Source organism: Comamonas sp. A23 (assembly GCF_004522605.1).
Taxonomy (GTDB): Bacteria; Pseudomonadota; Gammaproteobacteria; order Burkholderiales; family Burkholderiaceae_C; genus Comamonas; species Comamonas thiooxydans.
The window spans coordinates 38,598-57,802 of sequence record NZ_RSDT01000004.1 but is presented as its reverse complement, the minus strand read 5'-3'; the positions used below and the strand labels follow the sequence as shown (position 1 = coordinate 57,802).

Genomic DNA, 19,205 nt, shown 5'->3' with positions numbered 1-19,205 from the left:
GTGCTGTCCTTGTTCTTACCAATGCGCCGAGAGACGGCCCACATTGAGAATGCCGGCGGGGTCGAAGGCCTGCTTGAGCCGGGCATGCAGCTGTGCCGATGTGCGGCCTGCCGGGCTGGCCTGTGCATGCACATCGAGATCGCTGTTGGCGCTTGTCTGGCTGGCGTCCTCGGCTCTGAAAAGAGAAGCGGATCCGCCGGCTGCCTGCGCGAGTTGCTGCAAGGCTGCGGCGGCCGAACGCGGGGCCTGCACCCAGCGCTGAGCGCCATGCCAGTCGATGAACGGGCCTGCCGCGCCTTGCGGCAATGGCAGCGGCGCTGCGGTCGCAGGAGTGGACAGACGCCACAGGCAATGATCGGCAGCGCGCTGTTGGAACCAGGGCAGGTTCAGATCGCGGCTTGCGCTCCAGTCGGCGGCGACGGCGTCGCTGTCCAGCCGCTCGCCACCCAGGCGCAGCGTGGCGGCCTGAACGGCGGCGCGGGCGCCGCGCAGGCGCAGATACAGCGTGCCCTTGCCGTCTTCTTCCAGCCAGTTGCTGGCATTGAGCGGCAGAGGCTGGCCGCCCCAGTGATTGAGCCAGTCCAGCGCCTGCGCCTGGCTGCAGCTATCAAAGCGCAGAGTGGCCTCGGCCGGAGCCACGGGCAGGACCTTGAGGCTGATCTCGGTGATCAGGCCCAGCGTGCCCCAGCTGCCCGTCATCAGGCGCGAGACGTCATAGCCGGCCACATTCTTCATGACCTGGCCGCCGTAGCGCAGCAGCTCGCCCTGGCCGTTGATCATCTCCAGGCCCAGCACGAAGTCGCGTACTGCGCCAACGCTGGCACGCGACGGGCCCGACAGGCCAGCGGCGACCATGCCGCCCACGGTGCTGGCGGTGCCGAAGTGCGGCGGCTCGAAGGCCAGGCACTGGCCCTGGCTGGCCAATGTTGCCTCCAGCTCGGCCAGCGGCGTGCCGGCGCGAACGGTCACCACCAGCTCGCTGGGCTCGTAGCTGACGATACCGCTGAGCGCGCGCGTGGACAGCGGCTCGCCCTGCAGACGCAGGCCGTAGAAGTCCTTGCTGCCGCCGCCGCAGATGCGCAGCGGGGTCTTGTCACTGGCAGCGGCGCGAATGCGCTCGCCGAGCTGATTGATTTGGCTGGTGGCTGAATCCATGGCCTGCATGGTAGCCGGGGCGCCCCTTGGGCAGGAAGGCCTGGTCTTTGATTTTTTTGAAAAGCAGGCGTGAATAAAAAAGCCCCGCAGTTCGCACTGCGGGGCAACGTAATGAAACTGAACTTGCGAAGAGCCTGCCGCTTAACGGGTGTAGGCCACCTCACCATGGGATGTGATGTCCAGGCCCTGGCGTTCGGACTCTTCCGAGACACGCAGACCCACGGTCAGATCGGCAATCTTGTAGGCCACGTAGGAGACCACGCCGGACCAGACGATGGTCACCAGCACGCTCTCGACCTGCACCCACAGCTGATGGGCCATGTTGTAGCCCTCGGGTTCGATACCGCCCAGGCCCTTGGCGCAGAACACGCCGGTCAGGATGGCACCCAGGATACCGCCGACACCGTGGACGCCGAACACGTCGCAGACATCGTCAACCTTGAGCAGGTGCTTGAGGCCAGACACGCCCCAGAAGCACAGAGGGCCGGCGATGATGCCCATGACGATGGAGCCCATGGGGCCGACAAAACCGGCGGCGGGGGTGATGGTCACCAGACCGGCCACGGCACCTGAGGCAGCGCCCAGCATGGAGGCCTTGCCGCGCAGCAGCGCTTCGGCCACGATCCAGGAGATGGCGGCAGCGCCGGTCGCGAGGATGGTGTTGATGAAGGCCAGGCCGGCAGCGCCATTGGCGGCACCGGCAGAGCCGGCGTTGAAGCCGAACCAGCCCACCCACAGCAGCGAAGCGCCCACCATGGTCAGCGTCAGGCTGTGAGGGGGCAGGGCTTCCTTGCCGAAGCCGATGCGCTTGCCCAGCATGTAGGCACCCACCAGACCGGCCACGGCGGCGTTGATGTGCACCACGGTGCCGCCCGCGAAGTCCAGCGCGCCGTCTGCACCCAGCAGACCGCCGCCCCACACCATGTGGGCCATGGGGATGTAGCTGAAGGTGAACCACAGCACGGAGAACACGATCACGGCCGCGAACTTGATGCGCTCGGCAAACGCTCCCACGATCAGCGCCACAGTAATGGCGGCGAAGGTGGACTGGAAGGCCACGAACACATATTCGGGGATGGTCTTGAGCATGGACGACAGCGTGTCAGGCGTGATGCCCATGAGGAACAGCTTGTCGAAGCCTGCGAAGAACTTGCCCTCGCCACCAAAGGCCAGCGAGTAGCCGTAGATGGCCCACAGCACGGTGATCAGCGAAAAGATCACGAAGACCTGGGCCAGCACGGACAGCATGTTCTTGCTGCGCACCAAGCCGCCGTAGAACAGCGCCAGGCCGGGGATGACCATCAGGATCACCAGCATGGTCGAGGTCAGCATCCAGGCGGTGTCGCCGGCGCTCAGGGTGGGCACGGCCTCGGCCGCTGCTTCGGCCATAGGCGCTGCGGCGGCGGCAGCCGTTGCAGCTTCCTGGGCAAAGCCGGTGGCGCCGGCAGCCAGCAGGCCCAGTCCCAGGCCTGCGCTCAATAGTTTCTTGATCATGGCAATCTTTCTCAAAACGGTTCCAGAGAGACTGGGCCTTTACAGGGCCGCGTCGCCGGTTTCTCCTGTACGGATACGGATCGACTGCTCCAGCGCCTGCACAAAAATCTTGCCGTCGCCGATCTTGCCGGTACGGGCTGCGCCCTCGATGGCGTCGATGGCGGCATCGACCAGATCGTCGGCAATCGCGGCCTCGATCTTCAGCTTGGGCAGAAAGTCCACCACATACTCGGCACCGCGGTACAGCTCGGTGTGGCCCTTCTGACGGCCAAAGCCCTTGACTTCGGTCACGGTGATGCCTTGAACACCGATTTGGGAAAGAGCTTCACGCACTTCGTCGAGCTTGAAGGGTTTGATGATGGCGATCACCATTTTCATGACGGGCTCCTGAAAAATTAGAAAGTCTTGGAGAGCGTCAGAATCAGACGCGCCTTGTTCACATCGCCGAAGTAGGCCTTCTTGTTGGCGCCGGTCACCGCTGCACCTGCAGAGAAGCCGTCGCCCAGGTCATAGGCACCACCGACGCTGTAGTCCACATAGTTGGGAACGCCCAGGTCCTTGATGTCGCTGGAGAAATGGGTGTAACCAACTGATGCTTTCAGTGTCACCTTGGGCATCACTTCCTGGCTGTAGGAGAACTGCAGATAACCGGTGTTGCGGCCCTTGAGACCCGAGCCCGCCTTGGCGCCGGCCCAGCCGAAGTAGTCCTTGGACACCGTGTGCGAATACTTGGCCGTGAACGGGCCGTAGGTGCCGGAGCCGTAGATCTCGGTGGTGTTGCCGTTGGCATTGCCCGAGTACACATAGGTCAGCATGCCCACGTCCCAGTCCACATCGGCGGCCTTGAACTTGTAGCCGCCGTAGAAGTCGGTTTCCAGCGAGTTGCCGGGCAGCCAGTCCACGGAGGAGTTCCAGTTGCCGACGTAGAAGCCGCTGTCGCCGAACGTGTAGTCAAAACCGCCTTGCAGCGCAGGCTTGACGGCCCTGGTGCGGCTGGCGTCCTGATCCTGGCCACGGAACTTGTAGTTGGTGGTCAGGGCAACGTTGGCGGAGAGCTGGGCATGGGCCCACATGGGGGCGACAACGGCGCAGGCCAGGGCGGCAGTCTTGGCGAAAGTCTTGAAACGGCTTGCAGCGGGACTAGGCATTCAGGGTTCCTCCGGTTTGAAAATTTCGTGGCAAAAATCTCGGATGAACTCTCAAAGCACAGACCGTGCCAGTCTCTGCGGCGGCTGCGGCACGGTTCGCTGTCCAAAGCCCCAGAACAGGCAGCGGGCCATAGCTGCCAGTACAAAAAGCTACGAATTTTCACAATCGCTGAGCGCAACTTTCGCCACCTGGGCGCTAGCTGGAATCCATTGCACCAAGATGGTGCGTTTTTGCTGTGCACCGCCATGGCTCTGCTTTTCCCCGGCTTTTTGCACCAATCAGGGGATTTGAAAGTGAGCACATGCTCTTTATCTGGGCGCAGGCAAAGAAAAAGCCCATCGGCTGGGCGATGGGCTTGGGGGGCGGCCGCAATTCAGAAGCTGGCTTGGGGCAGGTCTGCCTTGGTGAACACCAGCGAGACCTTGGCTTCCTGCGGAATCGGCGGCAGCTCCTGATTCCAGCGCTCCCAGGCGCTGCGCAGCTCGGCCAGTTTCTGGGGCTCACGATCACGCAGATTGGCGCGCTCGCGCGGGTCGTTGCCGATGTGGAACAGGTATTCGATGCCCTCGATCTGCAGATATTTCCAGTCGCCGCGTATCAAGGCCTTTTGCTCGCGGTGCTTCATGCGCCAGGCCAGGTCGCGCTCGGGCATCCAGCTTTGATCCTGCATCAGGGGCAGCAGGCTGATGCCGTCCAGTGGATAGTCGGCATGTGCGGCTACGCCGGCGGCGGCCAGGAAGGTGGCCGACCAGTCCATGGTCAGGCTGGGCGTGTCGCAGACGGCACCGGCCGTCATGCGCGCCGGCCAGCGTGCCAGCAAAGGCACGCGGATGCCGCCTTCGAGCAGGTCCATCTTCTGGCCCACGAAGGGCCAGGTATTGGAGAAGCGTTCGCCGCCGTTGTCGCTGGTGAAGACGATGAGCGTGTTCTCGCTCATGCCTTTTTCCTCCAGCGCATCCAGCAGCCAGCCTATGCCTTCGTCCATGTGATGGATCATGCGCTGGTAGGTATCGATGGAGCCGCCGTCGATATGCTTGCCCATGCCTTGCAGGCGCTCGGATTCGGCGCGGTCCTCGCGCGTCAGCCAGGGCCAGTGCGGGGCGCTGTAGTGCAGCGAGAGGTAGAAGGGCTGCTCGGCGCTCTGGCGCTTGACGAAGTCCACCGCGCGGCGGCTCAGCAGATCGGTGAGGTAGCCGTCTTCGGTGTGCGGCTCCTCGTTGATCCAGAAGTCGGGGCGCCCGCGCGGGTCGCAGTGGGCGAAGTAGTCGGCGCCGCCGGCATGAAAGCCGTAGAACTCCTCGTAGCCCGACAGGCGCGGGCCGAAATGCGGGGGGTAGCCCAGGTGCCATTTGCCGACCAGGGCCGTGGCGTAGCCGGCATCGCGCAGCAGCGAGGCCACCGTGGGGTGATCGGGCGGCAGGCCCAGCACCTTGTCGCCATGCACGCTGGCGATGGGTTCCTCGGCCGCACCGCGCAGGCGGTACTGCCAGCGGCCCGTGGCCAGCGCAAAGCGCGTGGGCGAGCACACCGAGGAGTTGGAGTAGCCGCGCGTGAAGCGCAGGCCCTGGGCGGCCATGGCGTCCAGGCGTGGCGAGACGTCGGTGGCGTTGTTGTGCGCATCGCGCGCACCGGTGCAGCCCAGGTCGGCATAGCCGAGGTCATCGGCCAGGATGAAGATCAGATTGGGGCGGGAGTCGGTCATGAGAGGGCGTGGAACATTCAAAAACAGGAGCTTCTATCGCTTGTTATGCAAGAATTCTGGATGGATTTGATGCTGGAAATATTTGGTAGCAAGCGATAGATGCTCCTCAAATATCAGGGCTTGAAGCCCGAGCGCTGAACCACCGGCGCCCATTGCGCGCGGTAGGCCTTGAGCATTTTTTCCGTGTCCTGCGCGCTGCTGACCACGGGCACCAGGTTGGAGGCGGCGAACTTGTGCTGCGTGTCGGCTTCCTTCATCACCTCCTGCACCAGCTGCGACAGGCGCTGCACCGTGGCCGGCGCCATGCTTTGCGGCGCGAACAAGGTGTTCCAGCCCGTGCCGACCAGGTTCACGCCCAGCTCCTTGAGCGTGGGAATGCCGGGTGCCATGGTGCTGCGGCGCTCGCCCGAGGTGGCCAGCACGCGCAGCTTGCCCGCTTCGTGCTGGGCGATCTGGGTGTCTAGAGTGTCCACGGCGATGGGGACCTGCCCGCCCATCAGGTCGGTGAGCAGCGGGCCCGAGCCCTTGTAGCCCACGACCTCGACGGGCACCTTGGCGGTCTCGCCCAGCATCAGCGCAAAAAAGTGCGGCAGGCTGCCCGTGGCCGGCACGCCGAAATTGGCCTGCTGCGGATTGGCCTTGAGCCAGGCCAGCAGGTGCGGCAGCTCCTTCACGGGCACGGCGCTGGCCACGGCCAGGCCGAACTCGTAGCGGTTCACCTCGCTGATGGGGCGGAAGTCCTTTTCCGGCTCGTAGCCGGAGTCCGGGAACACCAGCGGCGCCACCACCATCACGGCGGGATTGGCCAGCAGCACGGCGGGCTGAGATGCGGGCGCGTTCTTCACGTACTGGGCCGACAGGCGGCCGCCCGCGCCGGGCTTGTTTTCCACGATCACCGGGCTGCCAAGGCGGGCCTGCAGCCGGTCGGCCACGATGCGTGCCACGCGGTCGGTGGCACCGCCAGGCGGATAGCCGACCACCATGCGCAGCGGTGTCTTGTTGGGAAACAGGGCATGGCTCTCCTGGGCCTGCAGCGCGCCGCCGCCCAGCAAGCCTGCGCTCAGGCTGAGCCCCGCGGCGAGCTTGCCGAAGATTCTTCTTTGCATCGTCATGTCTCTCCTGGTCTGTGGTCCGCGCTGGTACCGGCTCGCGAATTCACACCATTAATGATTGGAAACCGGGCAGTGTAGGTGGGCTCCGGCACCGGCCTGAAATGCTCAGATGGCCGGCGCCCGGGCTTGGGGCATCAATCGGGTTTCAGATTGATCTTGCGGGTCAGCGCCTCCCATTTGTCGGAGATCTCGCGCACCCTGGCCTGGGCCTGCTCGGGGCTGCTGCCCACCATCTCGATATCCACGGCCTTGACCCGCTCCTGCTGCTGCGGCGAGCGGATGGCGGCATCCATGGCTGCGAGAAAGCGCTTCTGGATCTCGGCAGGAACGCCCTTGGGAGCCGCCAGCAGGAGCCAGTAAGTGCCGTCGAAATCGGGGTAGCCCGACTCGGCAATCGTGGGCAATGTCGGCAGCAGCGGCGAGCGCGTGCGGCCCGAGGTGGCCAGGGCGGTGACCCGGCCGCTCTGGATCTGGGGCAGCACCGTGGGTGCTGCCAGGAAGCCGCAATTCACCTGGCCGCCCATGAGGTCCTGCATGGCCGGTGCCGGCCCCTTGTAGGGCACATGCACCATTTTCACGCCGGTGCTGGACAGCAGCGACTCCATGACCAGATGGCCGGGCGAGCCCGCGCCGCCGGTGGCATAGGTCAGCTCGCGCGACTTGGCGGCCTCCAGCATGTCCTTGACGGACTTGAAGCCGAGGCCGGGGTTGCAGATCAGGGTCTGCGAGAACCTGGCGGCGGCGTTGAGCACCACGATGGCATCGCTGGAGTAGCCGATGTTCTTGTAGATATGCTTGTTGACGGTGAGCACCGGGTCCATGGCCCACAGCCAGGTGTAGCCGTCGGCCGGGGCTCGGGCGACCTCGGCAGCACCGATATTGCCGTTGGCACCGGCCCGGTTTTCCACGATCACGGCTTGACCTAGCACCTTTTGCACGGCCGCCGCGAGCGGGCGCACGGCGATGTCGGAAGGGCCGGCTGGCGGCGTGGGAACGATGATGCGTATGGGCTTGGCGGGCCAGTTGTCGGCAGCATGGGATGCCGTCAGAAGCGCGGCGGCCGCCAGCCCGGCCAGAGTGCGGCGGGCGATACGGGTGCAAGGCATGGTGTCTCCTGTCGTTTTCTTTGGAGCCACTGTAAGCAGTGACTCGATAATGGATCTAATCCATCATTCCTAGAGAAAACCCACAAAGACCCATGACCAAGGCGCAGCGCCACCCCTGGCGGCAGCCGTCCGAGCTGGACGATCTGTTCCTCTACCATCTGGCCCGCCTGATGAGTTCGGCCGGAACCATGGTGGTGCGCCTGTGCGAGGGCGGCTTCGGCATCACCCGGCGCGAGTGGCGCATGATCGGCCTGCTGGCCACCAAGGGTGCCATGCAGCCGTCCCGGCTCGCGGAGCTGGCGCAGCTCGATCGCACGCGCACCTCGCGCACCATCTCCACGCTGATTGCCAAGGGGCTGCTGCACAAGCAGGGCATGGCCGGCGACGGGCGCCAGGCCATGGTGCAGCTGACCGACGCCGGGCTGGCGCTGCACACCAAGCTGTTTCCGCAGATACAGGCGATCAACCAGGAGCTGCTCGGCGACGTCAGCGATGCCGAGCTTGAGGTGCTGTCCCAGGTGTTCGAGCGCGTGCGCAATCGGGCGGCGCTCATGCAGGAGCAGGGCAGCTTTCCCAAGGCCGAGCGCCGCCGTGGCCGGGCCGCGGGCAAACAGCCGGCCCGTGACGACGACGCCGGCTGACGGCCTGTGCACACCCCTATTGCCTGTTTGAGCCGCTGGCGCATACGCTAGGCCCTACAGTCGGGCTTGAAGGGGAGGAGCGTGATGGGTCTGGCACTGGTTCAAAGTCGTGCACTGCTGGGCTTGCAGGCACCGGCTGTCACGGTGGAGGTCCATCTGGCCAACGGACTGCCTTCGTTCACCCTGGTGGGTCTGGCGGATGTGGAGGTCAAGGAGGCTCGCGAGCGCGTGCGCGCGGCCATCGTCAATGCGGGGCTGGAGTTCCCGAACAACCAGCGCATCACGGTCAATCTGGCTCCGGCGGATCTGCCCAAGGACTCAGGCCGCTTTGATCTGCCGATAGCGCTGGGCATTCTGGCGGCCAGCGGGCAGATCGATGCACGGCGGCTCGCCGATTATGAGTTTGCAGGAGAGCTGTCGCTGACCGGTGCCCTGCGCCCGGTACGCGGCGCCCTGGCTACTGCGCTGGCCCTGCAGCGTCAGCAACAGCGTGTGCGGCTGGTGCTGCCGCCAGACAGTGCGCTGGAGGCCGCCTTTGTGCCGGCCATCGAAGTCTTCGGCGCCGCGCATCTGCTGGATGTGGTCAGGCAGTTCATCGCGCATGACTGCACCCTGTCGGAGCATGGCGATGGCGTGGAGGGCTGGCAGCGGGTGCACTCCAGACCTGCTGAAGCTTCTTTGCCGTCGCTGGATCTGCGCGAGGTGCGCGGCCAGATGCAGGCCAAGCGCGCGCTTGAAATTGCAGCTGCCGGCGCACATGGTGTGCTGATGGTCGGCCCTCCGGGCTCGGGGAAATCCATGCTGGCCCAGCGCTTTGCGGGTTTGCTGCCGGGCATGACCGATGAGGAAGCGCTCGAAGCCGCCGCCATTGCCAGCCTCAGCGGTCGTTTCACGCCGCAGCTGTGGCGCCAGCGGCCATTTGCCGCTCCTCATCACACGGCCAGTTCCATCGCGTTGGTCGGCGGCGGCTCTCCGCCCCGGCCCGGCGAGATTTCATATGCCCATTGCGGGGCGCTTTTCCTGGATGAGCTGCCCGAGTTCGCGCGCAGCGCCCTGGAGGCCCTGCGCGAGCCGCTGGAGTCCGGGCGCATCACCATCGTGCGGGCTGTGCAGAGGGCGGAGTTTCCGGCCCGTTTCCAGCTGGTGGCAGCCATGAACCCCTGCCCCTGCGGCTACTGGGGCTCGCGCCTGAGAGCCTGCCGCTGCTCCCCCGATCAGGTGGCACGTTATCAGGCGCGCATCAGCGGGCCCTTGCTGGACCGTATCGATCTGCATGTGGAGGTGGCGGCGCTGTCGCCCGAGGAGTTGCTTGCAGCGCCCGAAGGCGAGAGCAGCGCTGCCGTGCAGCAACGCGTGAGCGCGGCCAGGGACAAGGCCTTGCAGCGTCAGGGCCTGCCCAATCATCAGTTGCAGGGGGCACAGCTCGACACGCATCTGCAGCTGGCGCCCGAGGCGCTGACCTTTGCGCACAAGGCTGCAGCTCGCCTTGGCTGGTCGGCGCGCGGCACGCACCGGGCGTTGAAGGTGGCGCGAACCATTGCCGATCTGGCGGACTCGGATTCCATCACGCAAACCCATCTGGCCGAGGCATTGCAATACCGCCGAGCGCTGATGCAGCCGTGATGTCCTGCCGCTCTCAGGCGGCAAGAGCCAGCGCCACGGGCTGTGCCCGTGTGGCCTGCGGATTGACACCCAGTACCTGCGCAAATGCATGCAGTGCCGGCGACCAGCCTTGTATGGCAGCGGTCACAAAACAGGTGTCGACAAAGGCCAGCTCCTGTCCGCTCCTGCCGGGCAGAGTCATCCAGTGCACGCCAAAGCGCTGCTGCTGGGCTTCGACCAGAGAGCGCGACAGCAGCGCATAGCCCATGCCGGCAGCCACGCAGCCGAGGATGGTGTCCAGCATGCCCAGCTCCATGATGCGTACCGCCGTCACCCCCATGGAGGCCATCAGCAGCTCGATCCGCTGGCGGTAGCTGCAGCCCTGGCGAAAGGCCAGAAACACGGAGCTGCTGAACTCTGCGGCGGTGGGGAAGCGCGTCAGCGGCTGTCCGCTGACCAGCACCAGCTCTTCACGAAATACCGGCCAGGATTGCAGCTCGTTTTGTGGTGCGGCACCGTTGATGAAGGCACAGTCGATGCGACCAGCCGCCAGCTCCATCAGCAATGCGGCGCTGGGCTGGGCGTCCAGCTCCAGGTCGATACCCGGATGCTGCCTGCGCAACTCGGCCAGCAGTGGCGGCAGACGCAGTGCGGCCGTGGTTTCCATCGAGCCTATGCGCAAGGCGCCCTTGACCTGGCCGGCGGCAAACTGCCGGGCTTGCAGCATGGCCAGCACCTGGTCATGCGACTGCAGCATCTGCCGCGCAGATTCCAGCAGCGTACGTCCGGCCGGAGTGGGAAAGACCGGGTTGGCCCGCATCAGCAGCTGCACGCCTGCTTCGTCCTCGAGCTTTTTGATATGGGCCGTGACATTGGATTGCACGGTGTGCAGAAGCTGGGCTGCGGCACCAAAGCTGCCGCTTTCGCAGACGGCTTCGAACATGCGCAGGGATTTGAGTTGCATATGCGGCTCCAATATCTCGAATTGAGATGCAAGTCATCATTTTGAATCATTGGACATGATCGAGTCGCAGCGTTTAGGCTTGATGCCAATTTCCCCTCCATAACCCGAGCTGTGATCGAACGCAAAGAACTTCCCCTGCTGTTGACCGGCTTCATGGCCACCCTGAGCGGCGTCGGCCTGGCCCGTTTCGCCTATACCGCGCTGATGCCGCAGATGGTGCATGCGGGCTGGTTCAGCGGCGAGCAGGTGGCTTATCTGGGCGCCGCCAATCTGCTCGGCTATCTGATCGGCGCCCTGGTCGCCGCGCCGCTGGCCGAGCGCATGGGCGCGCTGCGCGTGCTGGTGATCTGCTGGGTGGCCGTGATGCTGAGCTTTGCAGGCTGCAGCCTGCCCCAGCCCATGGCTCTGTTCTTTGTCTGGCGGCTGGTCTCGGGTATTGCCGGTGCCGCGCTGATGGTGCTGGGCCCGTCGGTGGCCATGGCTGCAGCAGCGCCGCAGCGCCGTGCCACGCTGGGCCCGCTGATGTTCTGCGGCATTGGCGTGGGCGCCTTGCTGGCCGCCACGCTGGTGCCCATGTTTGCGCGCAGCAGCCTGAGTGCCGTATGGTGGGCGTTGACGGCGCTGTCTGCGCTGGCGCTTTACAGCGGCCGGCATGCTGCGCGCCAGATCCCGCTGCATGCACCGGTGGCGATCCAGCCCACGGCGGTCGCAGCCTCAAGCACAACGCCGTGGAGCCTGGCGGTGATTCTGGTGCTGGTCGCCTATGCCTGCGACGCCTTCGGCTTTGTGCCGCACACCGTGTTCTGGGTGGACTACCTGGATCGCGAGCTGCAGCTGGGCGGCGCCTATGCCTCGACGCAATGGGCATTCTTCGGGCTTGGCGCGATGGTCGGGCCGCTGTGTGCGGCCTACTGTGCCACGCGCTGGGGCTGGTGGGGTACGACCACGGGCGCCTATGCCCTCAAGGCCGTGGCCATCGGCCTGCCGCTGGCCTGGGCCGGTTTCGGTGGCCATGCGCTGTCGGGCTTTGTGGTGGGGGCGCTGTCACCGGGCATGGCTGCCATCACCTCGGGCTATCTGATGCAGCTGATCGGCCCCGGCCAGCACAAGAAAATGTGGGGCTACGCCACGGCGGCATTTGCGCTGCTGCAGGCCAGCTCCGGCTATCTGATGGCATTTGTTTACGCCAGCAGCGGCAGCTATCGCCAGCTGTTCGTGCTGGGCTGCGCGGCGCTGGGCCTGGGGGCGCTGCTGGTGGCCTCTAGCCGCCTGGCCCGCACAGCGCAATGATCAGGATCGAGAAGTGACAACCAGGAGACGTGCGATGAGCAAACTACCTTTGTGGATGACAGGCCTGGGTCTGCAGCATCCCATCATTCAGGCCCCGATGGCCGGGACCTCGACCCCGCAGCTGGCGGCTGCCGTGAGCAATGCATACGCCCTGGGCTCGATCGGCATAGGCGCCTACGGCCTTGAGCAGGCGCGCCAGCACATCGAACAGACGCGTGCGCTGACCGATCGCCCCTTCAACGTCAACCTCTTTTGTCACCGTGCGCCGGTAGCAGATGCGGAGCGCGAAGCACAGTGGCTGCGCTACCTGGCGCCGGAGTTCGAGCGCTACGGCGCGTCCGCGCCGCCCAGCCTGCGCTGCATCTACGAGTCAGCGCTGGGCAATGAGCGGTTGCAGGCCATGCTGCTGGAGCTGCGCCCTGCCGTGGTGAGCTTTCATTTCGGCCTGCCGGAGCAGGGCTTTGTCGATGCCTTGTGCGCCGCCGGCATCACCACGCTGGCCTGCGCCACCAGCCTCGACGAGGCGCGCCAGATCGAGCAGGCCGGGGTGGATGTGATCGTGGCCCAGGGCATGGAGGCGGGCGGCCATCGCGGCGCTTTCGTGCCCGAGCAGGACAGACTGATGGGGACTTTGGCGCTGGTGCGGCTGCTGGCGCGCGAGTCCCGTCTGCCCGTGGTCGCCGCAGGCGGCATCATGGACGGTGCCGGCATCGCTGCCGCTTTGCAGTTGGGAGCCTGTGCCGTGCAGATGGGAACGGCCTTCATCCTCTGCCCCGAATCCGCAGCCAGCCAGGCCTACCGCGCCGAGCTGCAAGGCGACAGCGCGCAGCACACGGCCATCACCGCCGCCATTTCCGGCCGTCCTGCGCGCGGCATGTTCAACCGTCTGCACCAGCTGGGACGAGACTATGCGGGAGCACTGCCCGCCTATCCCATGGTGTATGACGCAGGCAAGGCGCTGCACCAGGCCGCCAGCGCGCAGGGCAGCAGCGACTATGCCGCACACTGGGCCGGCCAGGGCGCACCGCTGGCTCGCGCCATGCCAGCGGCCGAACTCGTGCGCACGCTGGCGCAGGAGCTGGATGCGGCGAATTCGGCCTAGTCCGAATCTGGAGAGAGCCGCCCAACAAGGCATGAAGCGGCCTTCCGAAGCTAGAGCACTTGTTTGTCGCGAAGCGCCTGCAGTTGTGCAGCGTCGAGCTGCAGTCTTTCACGCAACACCTCCTCGGTGTGCTGGCCCAGGGCTGGAGGCGCATAACGCAGCGTGGCCGGCGTGTCGGACAGGCGTAGAGGGCTGGCCGTGGTGGTCACCTGGTTGATGCACTCGCCCTCTGGTAGCTGTCCATCCGGGTAGCGCTGCTGCGTGATGCGCAAGCCACGTGCCTGCACATGGGGGTCTTCAAAGGCCTGACGGATGTTGTTGATGGGGCCGCAGGGCACGGCTCGGGCTTCCAGCAACGCGATCCAGTCGGCCGTGCTGCGGCTGCGGGTCAGCTCGGACATCATGTCCACCACCTGCACCCGGTGAATGACCCGGCCCGCGTTCGTGGTGAAGCGTGCGTCCTGGTGCCAGGCTACGCCGGCCGCTTCACAAAAGCGTGCGAACTGGCCGTCGTTGCCTATCGCCAGCAGCATATTGCCGTCAGCCGTGGGGAAGTCCTGATAAGGAACCACGCTGGGGTGGGTGTTGCCCTGGCGGCCCGGAATGCTGCCGGTGTTCAGGAAACCTGTGCCTTGGTTGGCCAGCACTGCCATGGCCACGTCCAGCAGCGCCATATCGATATGCTGGCCTCGGCCCGTGTGGTGCCGTGCTTCCAGCGCGCTCAGAATGGCGCTGGTGGCATACATGCCGGTGAACAGATCGATCACGGCCACACCCACGCGCAAGGGGCCGCTGCCGGGTTCGCTGTCCGCACGGCCGGTGATGCTCATCAGGCCGCTCATGGCCTGGATCAGCAGGTCATAGCCTGCGCGCGGCGCATAGGGCCCGGTATGGCCGAAGCCGGTGACGGAGCAGTAGATCAAACGAGGATTGAGGGCCGCGAGGCTGGCGTAGTCCAGGCCGTAGCGCTGCAGGCCGCCGGTCTTGAAGTTCTCGACAACGATGTCGCTGTCCTTGGCCAGCTCGCGGATGATGGCCTGGCCTTCCGGGGTTGCCATGTCGACCGTGACCGAGCGCTTGTTGCGGTTGCAGGCCGCGAAGTAGCAGGCGTGTGCAGAGGCGTCGCCCTGTGCATCTGCAAAAAAGGGCGGGCCCCAGTGGCGGGTGTCATCGCCCTCGCCGGGCTTTTCGATCTTGATCACGTCGGCGCCCATATCGGCCAGATTCTGTGTGCACCAGGGGCCTGCGAGCACGCGTGAGAGATCGAGCACGCGCAGATGGCTCAGGGCACCTGTGCGGGCAGTGGTGGAAGAAGCAGCTGCAGCGGTCATGAAGAGATCGGGTTCGGATAGAGGGCTGGCAGCCATCGTAGGCAGGCTGGTCTGTTGCGTGCTTCGCATTTCTGAAAGCCGGGTTTATCCGGGCCGGTCGCGCCAATACGCGACAGTCAGCCAGCTGGCGGCGTTCTTACAATGGGCCATGTCCATGCACTTTGACCTCGTAGACCTGCGCTTGATGACCCATATCGCGGAGGCCAACAGCATGACTCGTGGCGCCGAGCTCTCGTGCATTTCGCTGCCGGCTGCCAGCACGCGCATCAAGAATCTGGAAGACAGCATCGGCACCAAGCTGCTCTATCGCACCAGCCAGGGCGTGACCCTGACGCCGCCCGGCCAGGCGTTTGTGACCCATGCGCGCATGGTGCTCAGCCAGATCGAGCATCTGCGTGGTGACATGCAGGAGTATGTGCGTGGCATCAAGGGCCATCTGCGCGTGTATGCCAACACCACCTCGCTGAGCGAATTCCTGCCGCCGGTATTGCGCGAGTTTCTGGGCCGCAATCCGGATGTGAATGTGGATCTGCGCGAGCGCCTGTCCCACGACATCGTGCGCGCCGTGACCGAAGGGCAGACCGACATCGGCATCGTGGCCGGTCTGGTGCGTACAGAGAACCTGGAAACCCTGCCCTATCGCAAGGACAGGCTGGTGTTGGTGGTGCCCAAGGGGCATGCGCTGGATGGGGAGATGCAGCTGGCGTTTTCCGACACGCTGGATCTGGACTATGTGGGCCTGCACGAGTCCAGCGCCATCCATGCTTTTCTGCGTCAGGCCTCGGACCATCTGCACAAGCCCATCAAGCAGCGCATCCAGGTCGGCAACTTCGAGACGGCTTGCCGCATGATCGAGTCCGGCGTGGGCGTAGGCGTGCTGCCGGAGTCGGCGGCCAGCCGCCATGCGGCGGTCATGAACATCGCCATCGTGCCGCTGTCGGATGCCTGGTCGCTACGCGATATGCAGATCTGCATGCGCAGCCTGGATGCGTTGCCCAGTTTTGCCAAGGAGCTGGTGCAGCTGCTGGTGATCGATGCCGCGGGAACGTCCGATACCGGCAAGCTGCTTTAGGAGCGCAAGCACTTTCTAAAACGAGAGCGCATTGCGTACGTAAAGTATCGATTTCAAGGTGATTCAATCCTAAAAACGTGACTCCATGAGCGGAAGCTGCTCAATTTTCCAGTCTGGTGGGGGCCTTCCAGTACTTGAACGTGCCCTGGGCGGTAGCCACCAGCGTTCCTTGTGCGTCGGTGATCCTGGCGGCGCAGCTGCACAGGCTGCGGCTGGCTTGCACTACCCAGCCCTCGGCCAGCAAACCGCCGCGACCGGGACGGTGAAAGCGGCTGCTCATCTCCACCGTCACGGCGGTCTGCGACGGCGCCTGGGGCAGCGCGCTGGCGGCGCGCGACATCACAGAATCCAGTAGGCTCATCAGCACGCCGCCATGAGCGGCAGGCAGCTGGTTGAGCAGCTCCTCTCGCAACTCGGGCAGTCGTATCTGCACCATGCCGGGGGGCGCATCGGCCACCTGGCAGGCACCCAGCAGGCGCATGAAAGCGCTGCGCTCATGGCCGGATGCCACAGGCCTTGTTGTCGGCGGGGTGATGACGCTCATGCGTTGGCCCGCGCTTCGCGCACCATGTTGCGGGCAATGATGATCTGCTGGATCTGCGTCGTGCCTTCGTACAGCCGGAACAGGCGCACATCGCGGTAGAAGCGTTCGATGCCGTATTCCGACATATAGCCCGATCCGCCTAGGATCTGCACCGCGCGGTCGGCCACGCGGCCGCACATCTCGGTGGCGAACATCTTGGCGCAGGAGGCCTCGGTCGACACATTGCTGCCGTCGTCACGGCGGCGGGCTGCATCGATCGTCATGCATTCAGCCGCGTACAGCTCGGCCTGGCTGTCGGCCAGCATGGCCTGCACCAGCTGAAAGTCACAGATCGCCTGGCCGAACTGCTTGCGCTCCAGCGCGTACTGCAAGGCATCGTGCAGAATGCGCTTTGCGCAGCCCACGGCCACGGCGGCAATGTGGATGCGGCCTTTTTCAAGCACCTTCATGGCAGTCTTGAAACCCTTGCCTTCCTGCAGGCCGATCAGATTGGCGGCCGGCACCTTGACGTTGTCAAAGATCACGTCGCAGGTGTGGGCGCCGCGTTGGCCCATTTTCCTGTCGTATTTGCCGAAGCTGATCCCCGCAGACCTGGCGTCGACGATGAAGGAGGACACACCACCCGCGCCCTTGTCCTCGGGGTTGGTGCGGGCCATCAGCGTGAACATGCCCGCGTGCGGCGCATTGGTGATGAAGCGCTTGGTGCCGTTGACGATGTAGTGGTCGCCGTTCTTGACCGCCGTGGTGCGCAGCGATGCCGCGTCAGAGCCGGCCTCGGGCTCGGTCAGCGCGAACGAAGCAATTACCTCGCCGGTGGCAAGCCTGGGCAGCCACTGTGCCTGCTGCTCGGGCGTGCCATCCATCAAAATGCCTTGTGAGCCAATGCCGACGGTGGTGCCGATGACGGAACGAAATGCCGGTGCAGTCTGGCACAGCTCCAGCAGCACGCGGACCTCTTCTTCCATGGTCAGCTCCAGCCCCCCGAAGCGCTCTGGAATGGTCAGACCGAAGAGGCCCAGATCACGCATCTCCTGCACGATGGTGGCGGGGATCTCGTCGGTGTCCGCCACTTCGTTCTCGGCAGGCACCAGACGCTCGCGCACAAAGCGGCGCACGCTGTCGAGCAGGGCTTCAAGGGTTTCGGGATCGCGAATCATGTAATTTATTCCTTGTCTCGTATGGCTATGTCTTGCCTGTTGGATAGCTTCTTCAAGAACCACTCAGCAGCTGCTGTCCGTGAGGAAAAAGCCGGTGCAGCTTCGCGCGGAGGCTGGCCTGCACCGAAAAGTGGGTGCCTTGCCAGGGATGACGCGTAGCGGCCTGGGCTTAGAGTGCCTGCGAGGTTCCCAGAACCGCCGTGGCCTGGCTGGACAGCGTGCCGCCATTGCCATGGACCACGGCCGTGCGGTGGCGTGCCAGCTGCCGCAGGCCGGCCTGACCGCGCAGCTGGCGCACGGCCTCGATCAGCAGGAACACGCCATACATGCCCGGGTGGACGCAGGACAGGCCGCCGCCATTGGTGTTCACCGCGAGACGGCCGCCGGGGGCGATGGCGCCGCCTTGCACAAAGGAACCGCCCTCGCCCTTGCGGCAAAAGCCCAGGTCTTCGAGGAACAGGATGGTGTTGATGGTGAAAGCGTCATACAGCTGGGCCATGTCCATGTCGGCTGGCGTCAGCCCCGCCATGGCAAAGGCCTGCCGGCCGGATTGGGTGGCCGAGGTCACGGTCAGATCGGGCATGCAGGAGATCTGGCGGTTCCAGCAGGCCGTGGCATTGCCCAGGATGTAGACGGGGGGCTGTGGCAGATCCCTGGCACGGTCTGCGCGGGTGAGCACGATGGCACCGGCACCGTCGGTGACCAGACAGCAGTCGCGCACGCCCAGGGGACTGGAGACCATGCGCGCCTTCAGCACATCGTCGATGGTGAGCGGGTCGCGCATAAAGGCTTCGGGGTTGAGCTGGGCCCAGGCACGGGCTGCTACCGCCACCTCGGCCAGCTGCTCGCGCGTGGTGCCGTACTGGTGCATATGGCGCTGGGCAGCCAGCGCATAGGCCGAGGCCGGCAGCAGCGGCTCGTAAGGGTGTTCATAAGGCTGAGGGTCCATGGTGCGGCGCGCGGCCACGATGTCCTTGCGGCCCGCGGAACCGGAGCGCTGGGCGCTGCCGTAGCAGATCAGCACGGCTTTGCACTGGCCGGCTTCCAGCGCGCGCATGGCGGGCAGCAAATGGGCCACGAAGCTGCTGCCGCCCAGCATGGTGCCGTCGATGTAGCTGGGATTGATGCCCAGATGTTCGATCACCGGCATGGCCCACATGCTGGCGGTGACGCTGCAGGTGGCAAGGCCGTCGATGTCCTGCATGGTCAGGCCGGCATCGGCCACGGCCGCGTGGGCAGCACGTACCAGCAGCGTCATATCGTCCATGCCGGGGGCTTCGCCGCAGCCATAGGTGGCAGCGCCCGCAATGGCAACCTTGCCGCGCAGGGCACGATTCACGGCTGCGGCATCCAGGCTGGATGAAGGCAGAGAAACGCTCATGCGACCTCTCCTGGTGCATTGACGGAGGGGTGGAATATGACCAGTCCCTTGCCGTTGTGCTGGATAGTCTGGGCAGTGACCCGCATGCCGATCTGCACGCGCTCGGGTGCAATGCCTTCGATGCGGCTCATCATGCGCACGTCTTCATCCAGATCGATCAGCGCCACGTTGTAGTCACCGCCAGCTTCGGCTTTGCGGGCGATGGTGGTGGTGGAGTAGACCGTGCCCTGGCCGCTGGGGCGTACCCAGCGCAGCGGGCTGGCGCCGCAGTGCGGGCACAGCTCACGAGGGGTGAACACATGCTGCTGGCAGGCCGTGCATTGCTGGATGGCGAATCGGCCGGCATCCAGTTCGGCCTGGTAATGGGTCTGCGCGCTTAAGTGCATGGGTGAAGCTCCGGGTT

The 19,205-nt window shown here is 65.2% G+C and carries 18 protein-coding genes; 5 read left to right on the top strand and 13 right to left on the bottom strand.

The window, feature by feature from the left end; genetic code table 11:
* Positions 1-15 precede the first annotated feature (15 nt).
* From glcE to EIC84_RS11610, 7 genes are all read right to left on the bottom strand, one after another.
* Positions 16-1,164, bottom strand: coding sequence for a glycolate oxidase subunit GlcE (glcE, locus tag EIC84_RS11640; RefSeq protein WP_003070498.1), 1,149 nt, complete (start codon positions 1,162-1,164; stop codon positions 16-18).
* A gap of 132 nt (positions 1,165-1,296) precedes the next feature.
* A complete protein-coding gene (locus EIC84_RS11635; RefSeq protein ID WP_003070496.1) occupies positions 1,297-2,649 on the bottom strand; it encodes an ammonium transporter in 1,353 nt (450 codons plus the stop codon).
* 39 nt (positions 2,650-2,688) lie between these two features.
* Entirely contained in the window at positions 2,689-3,027 is a 339-nt protein-coding gene (gene glnK / locus EIC84_RS11630) for a P-II family nitrogen regulator (protein WP_003059648.1), read from the bottom strand.
* 17 nt (positions 3,028-3,044) lie between these two features.
* A complete protein-coding gene (locus EIC84_RS11625) occupies positions 3,045-3,797 on the bottom strand; it encodes a TorF family putative porin (protein ID WP_003070494.1) in 753 nt (250 codons plus the stop codon).
* A 374-nt stretch (positions 3,798-4,171) separates the two neighbouring features.
* Positions 4,172-5,500, bottom strand: coding sequence for a sulfatase (locus EIC84_RS11620; RefSeq protein WP_003070492.1), 1,329 nt, complete (start codon positions 5,498-5,500; stop codon positions 4,172-4,174).
* Between the two features lie 113 nt (positions 5,501-5,613).
* On the bottom strand, positions 5,614-6,606 hold the full coding sequence (locus EIC84_RS11615) for a Bug family tripartite tricarboxylate transporter substrate binding protein (RefSeq protein WP_003070489.1): 993 nt from the start codon (positions 6,604-6,606) through the stop codon (positions 5,614-5,616).
* Between the two features lie 140 nt (positions 6,607-6,746).
* Positions 6,747-7,718, bottom strand: coding sequence for a tripartite tricarboxylate transporter substrate binding protein (locus EIC84_RS11610; protein WP_003070486.1), 972 nt, complete (start codon positions 7,716-7,718; stop codon positions 6,747-6,749).
* A gap of 92 nt (positions 7,719-7,810) precedes the next feature.
* Here EIC84_RS11610 and EIC84_RS11605 point away from each other — a divergent pair, with 92 nt between their 5' ends.
* Together EIC84_RS11605 and EIC84_RS11600 are read left to right on the top strand one after the other, a co-directional pair.
* Positions 7,811-8,359: a MarR family winged helix-turn-helix transcriptional regulator gene (locus tag EIC84_RS11605; RefSeq protein ID WP_003070484.1), complete on the top strand. Its 549-nt coding sequence runs from the start codon at positions 7,811-7,813 to the stop codon at positions 8,357-8,359.
* An 84-nt stretch (positions 8,360-8,443) separates the two neighbouring features.
* Positions 8,444-9,982 carry a YifB family Mg chelatase-like AAA ATPase gene (locus EIC84_RS11600; protein WP_003070482.1) on the top strand — a complete coding sequence of 513 codons (1,539 nt, stop codon included), beginning with the start codon at positions 8,444-8,446 and terminating at the stop codon, positions 9,980-9,982.
* Positions 9,983-9,995: 13 nt separating this feature from the next.
* Here the strand turns inward: EIC84_RS11600 and EIC84_RS11595 are convergent, their stop codons facing one another.
* On the bottom strand, positions 9,996-10,925 hold the full coding sequence (locus EIC84_RS11595) for a LysR substrate-binding domain-containing protein (RefSeq protein WP_003070481.1): 930 nt from the start codon (positions 10,923-10,925) through the stop codon (positions 9,996-9,998).
* A gap of 111 nt (positions 10,926-11,036) precedes the next feature.
* On the opposite strand from EIC84_RS11595, the gene EIC84_RS11590 reads away from it, so the two are divergent.
* Positions 11,037-12,215 (top strand): YbfB/YjiJ family MFS transporter, encoded by a 1,179-nt coding sequence (locus EIC84_RS11590; protein ID WP_003070479.1) that lies wholly within the window; start codon positions 11,037-11,039, stop codon positions 12,213-12,215.
* A gap of 34 nt (positions 12,216-12,249) precedes the next feature.
* A complete protein-coding gene (locus tag EIC84_RS11585) occupies positions 12,250-13,317 on the top strand; it encodes a nitronate monooxygenase family protein (protein ID WP_003070478.1) in 1,068 nt (355 codons plus the stop codon).
* A 50-nt stretch (positions 13,318-13,367) separates the two neighbouring features.
* Here the strand turns inward: EIC84_RS11585 and EIC84_RS11580 are convergent, their stop codons facing one another.
* Entirely contained in the window at positions 13,368-14,648 is a 1,281-nt protein-coding gene (locus EIC84_RS11580) for a CaiB/BaiF CoA-transferase family protein (RefSeq protein WP_034363392.1), read from the bottom strand.
* Between the two features lie 148 nt (positions 14,649-14,796).
* Between EIC84_RS11580 and EIC84_RS11575 the strand changes: the two genes are divergently transcribed.
* Positions 14,797-15,720: a LysR substrate-binding domain-containing protein gene (locus EIC84_RS11575; protein ID WP_003070474.1), complete on the top strand. Its 924-nt coding sequence runs from the start codon at positions 14,797-14,799 to the stop codon at positions 15,718-15,720.
* 100 nt (positions 15,721-15,820) lie between these two features.
* On the opposite strand, the gene EIC84_RS11570 is transcribed toward EIC84_RS11575, so the two are convergent.
* The 4 genes from EIC84_RS11570 to EIC84_RS11555 all read right to left on the bottom strand — a co-directional run bounded on the left by EIC84_RS11570 (position 15,821) and on the right by EIC84_RS11555 (position 19,188).
* Positions 15,821-16,264: a PaaI family thioesterase gene (locus tag EIC84_RS11570; RefSeq protein WP_042437789.1), complete on the bottom strand. Its 444-nt coding sequence runs from the start codon at positions 16,262-16,264 to the stop codon at positions 15,821-15,823.
* On the bottom strand, positions 16,261-17,421 hold the full coding sequence (locus EIC84_RS11565) for an acyl-CoA dehydrogenase family protein (protein WP_003070470.1): 1,161 nt from the start codon (positions 17,419-17,421) through the stop codon (positions 16,261-16,263). The genes EIC84_RS11570 and EIC84_RS11565 overlap by 4 nt, the downstream gene beginning before the upstream one ends.
* 169 nt (positions 17,422-17,590) lie before the next feature.
* Positions 17,591-18,802, bottom strand: a complete 1,212-nt coding sequence (locus EIC84_RS11560) for a thiolase (protein WP_003070468.1) — start codon at positions 18,800-18,802, stop codon at positions 17,591-17,593.
* The gene (locus tag EIC84_RS11555; protein WP_003070466.1) at positions 18,799-19,188 is read right to left on the bottom strand and encodes a Zn-ribbon domain-containing OB-fold protein; all 390 of its coding nucleotides are present in this window, start codon (positions 19,186-19,188) and stop codon (positions 18,799-18,801) included. Before EIC84_RS11555 ends, EIC84_RS11560 begins: the two co-directional genes overlap by 4 nt.
* Positions 19,189-19,205: the final 17 nt, after the last annotated feature.

Bases quoted from the DNA above. Each gene is read 5' to 3' on its own strand.
- glcE (WP_003070498.1), bottom strand. From the start codon at position 1,164: ATGCAGGCCATGGATTCAGCCACCAGCCAAATCAATCAGCTCGGCGAG.
- EIC84_RS11635 (WP_003070496.1), bottom strand. From the start codon at position 2,649: ATGATCAAGAAACTATTGAGCGCAGGCCTGGGACTGGGCCTGCTGGCT.
- glnK (WP_003059648.1), bottom strand. From the start codon at position 3,027: ATGAAAATGGTGATCGCCATCATCAAACCCTTCAAGCTCGACGAAGTG.
- EIC84_RS11625 (WP_003070494.1), bottom strand. From the start codon at position 3,797: ATGCCTAGTCCCGCTGCAAGCCGTTTCAAGACTTTCGCCAAGACTGCC.
- EIC84_RS11620 (WP_003070492.1), bottom strand. From the start codon at position 5,500: ATGACCGACTCCCGCCCCAATCTGATCTTCATCCTGGCCGATGACCTC.
- EIC84_RS11615 (WP_003070489.1), bottom strand. From the start codon at position 6,606: ATGCAAAGAAGAATCTTCGGCAAGCTCGCCGCGGGGCTCAGCCTGAGC.
- EIC84_RS11610 (WP_003070486.1), bottom strand. From the start codon at position 7,718: ATGCCTTGCACCCGTATCGCCCGCCGCACTCTGGCCGGGCTGGCGGCC.
- EIC84_RS11605 (WP_003070484.1), top strand. From the start codon at position 7,811: ATGACCAAGGCGCAGCGCCACCCCTGGCGGCAGCCGTCCGAGCTGGAC.
- EIC84_RS11600 (WP_003070482.1), top strand. From the start codon at position 8,444: ATGGGTCTGGCACTGGTTCAAAGTCGTGCACTGCTGGGCTTGCAGGCA.
- EIC84_RS11595 (WP_003070481.1), bottom strand. From the start codon at position 10,925: ATGCAACTCAAATCCCTGCGCATGTTCGAAGCCGTCTGCGAAAGCGGC.
- EIC84_RS11585 (WP_003070478.1), top strand. From the start codon at position 12,250: ATGAGCAAACTACCTTTGTGGATGACAGGCCTGGGTCTGCAGCATCCC.
- EIC84_RS11580 (WP_034363392.1), bottom strand. From the start codon at position 14,648: ATGACCGCTGCAGCTGCTTCTTCCACCACTGCCCGCACAGGTGCCCTG.
- EIC84_RS11575 (WP_003070474.1), top strand. From the start codon at position 14,797: ATGTCCATGCACTTTGACCTCGTAGACCTGCGCTTGATGACCCATATC.
- EIC84_RS11570 (WP_042437789.1), bottom strand. From the start codon at position 16,264: ATGAGCGTCATCACCCCGCCGACAACAAGGCCTGTGGCATCCGGCCAT.
- EIC84_RS11565 (WP_003070470.1), bottom strand. From the start codon at position 17,421: ATGATTCGCGATCCCGAAACCCTTGAAGCCCTGCTCGACAGCGTGCGC.
- EIC84_RS11560 (WP_003070468.1), bottom strand. From the start codon at position 18,802: ATGAGCGTTTCTCTGCCTTCATCCAGCCTGGATGCCGCAGCCGTGAAT.
- EIC84_RS11555 (WP_003070466.1), bottom strand. From the start codon at position 19,188: ATGCACTTAAGCGCGCAGACCCATTACCAGGCCGAACTGGATGCCGGC.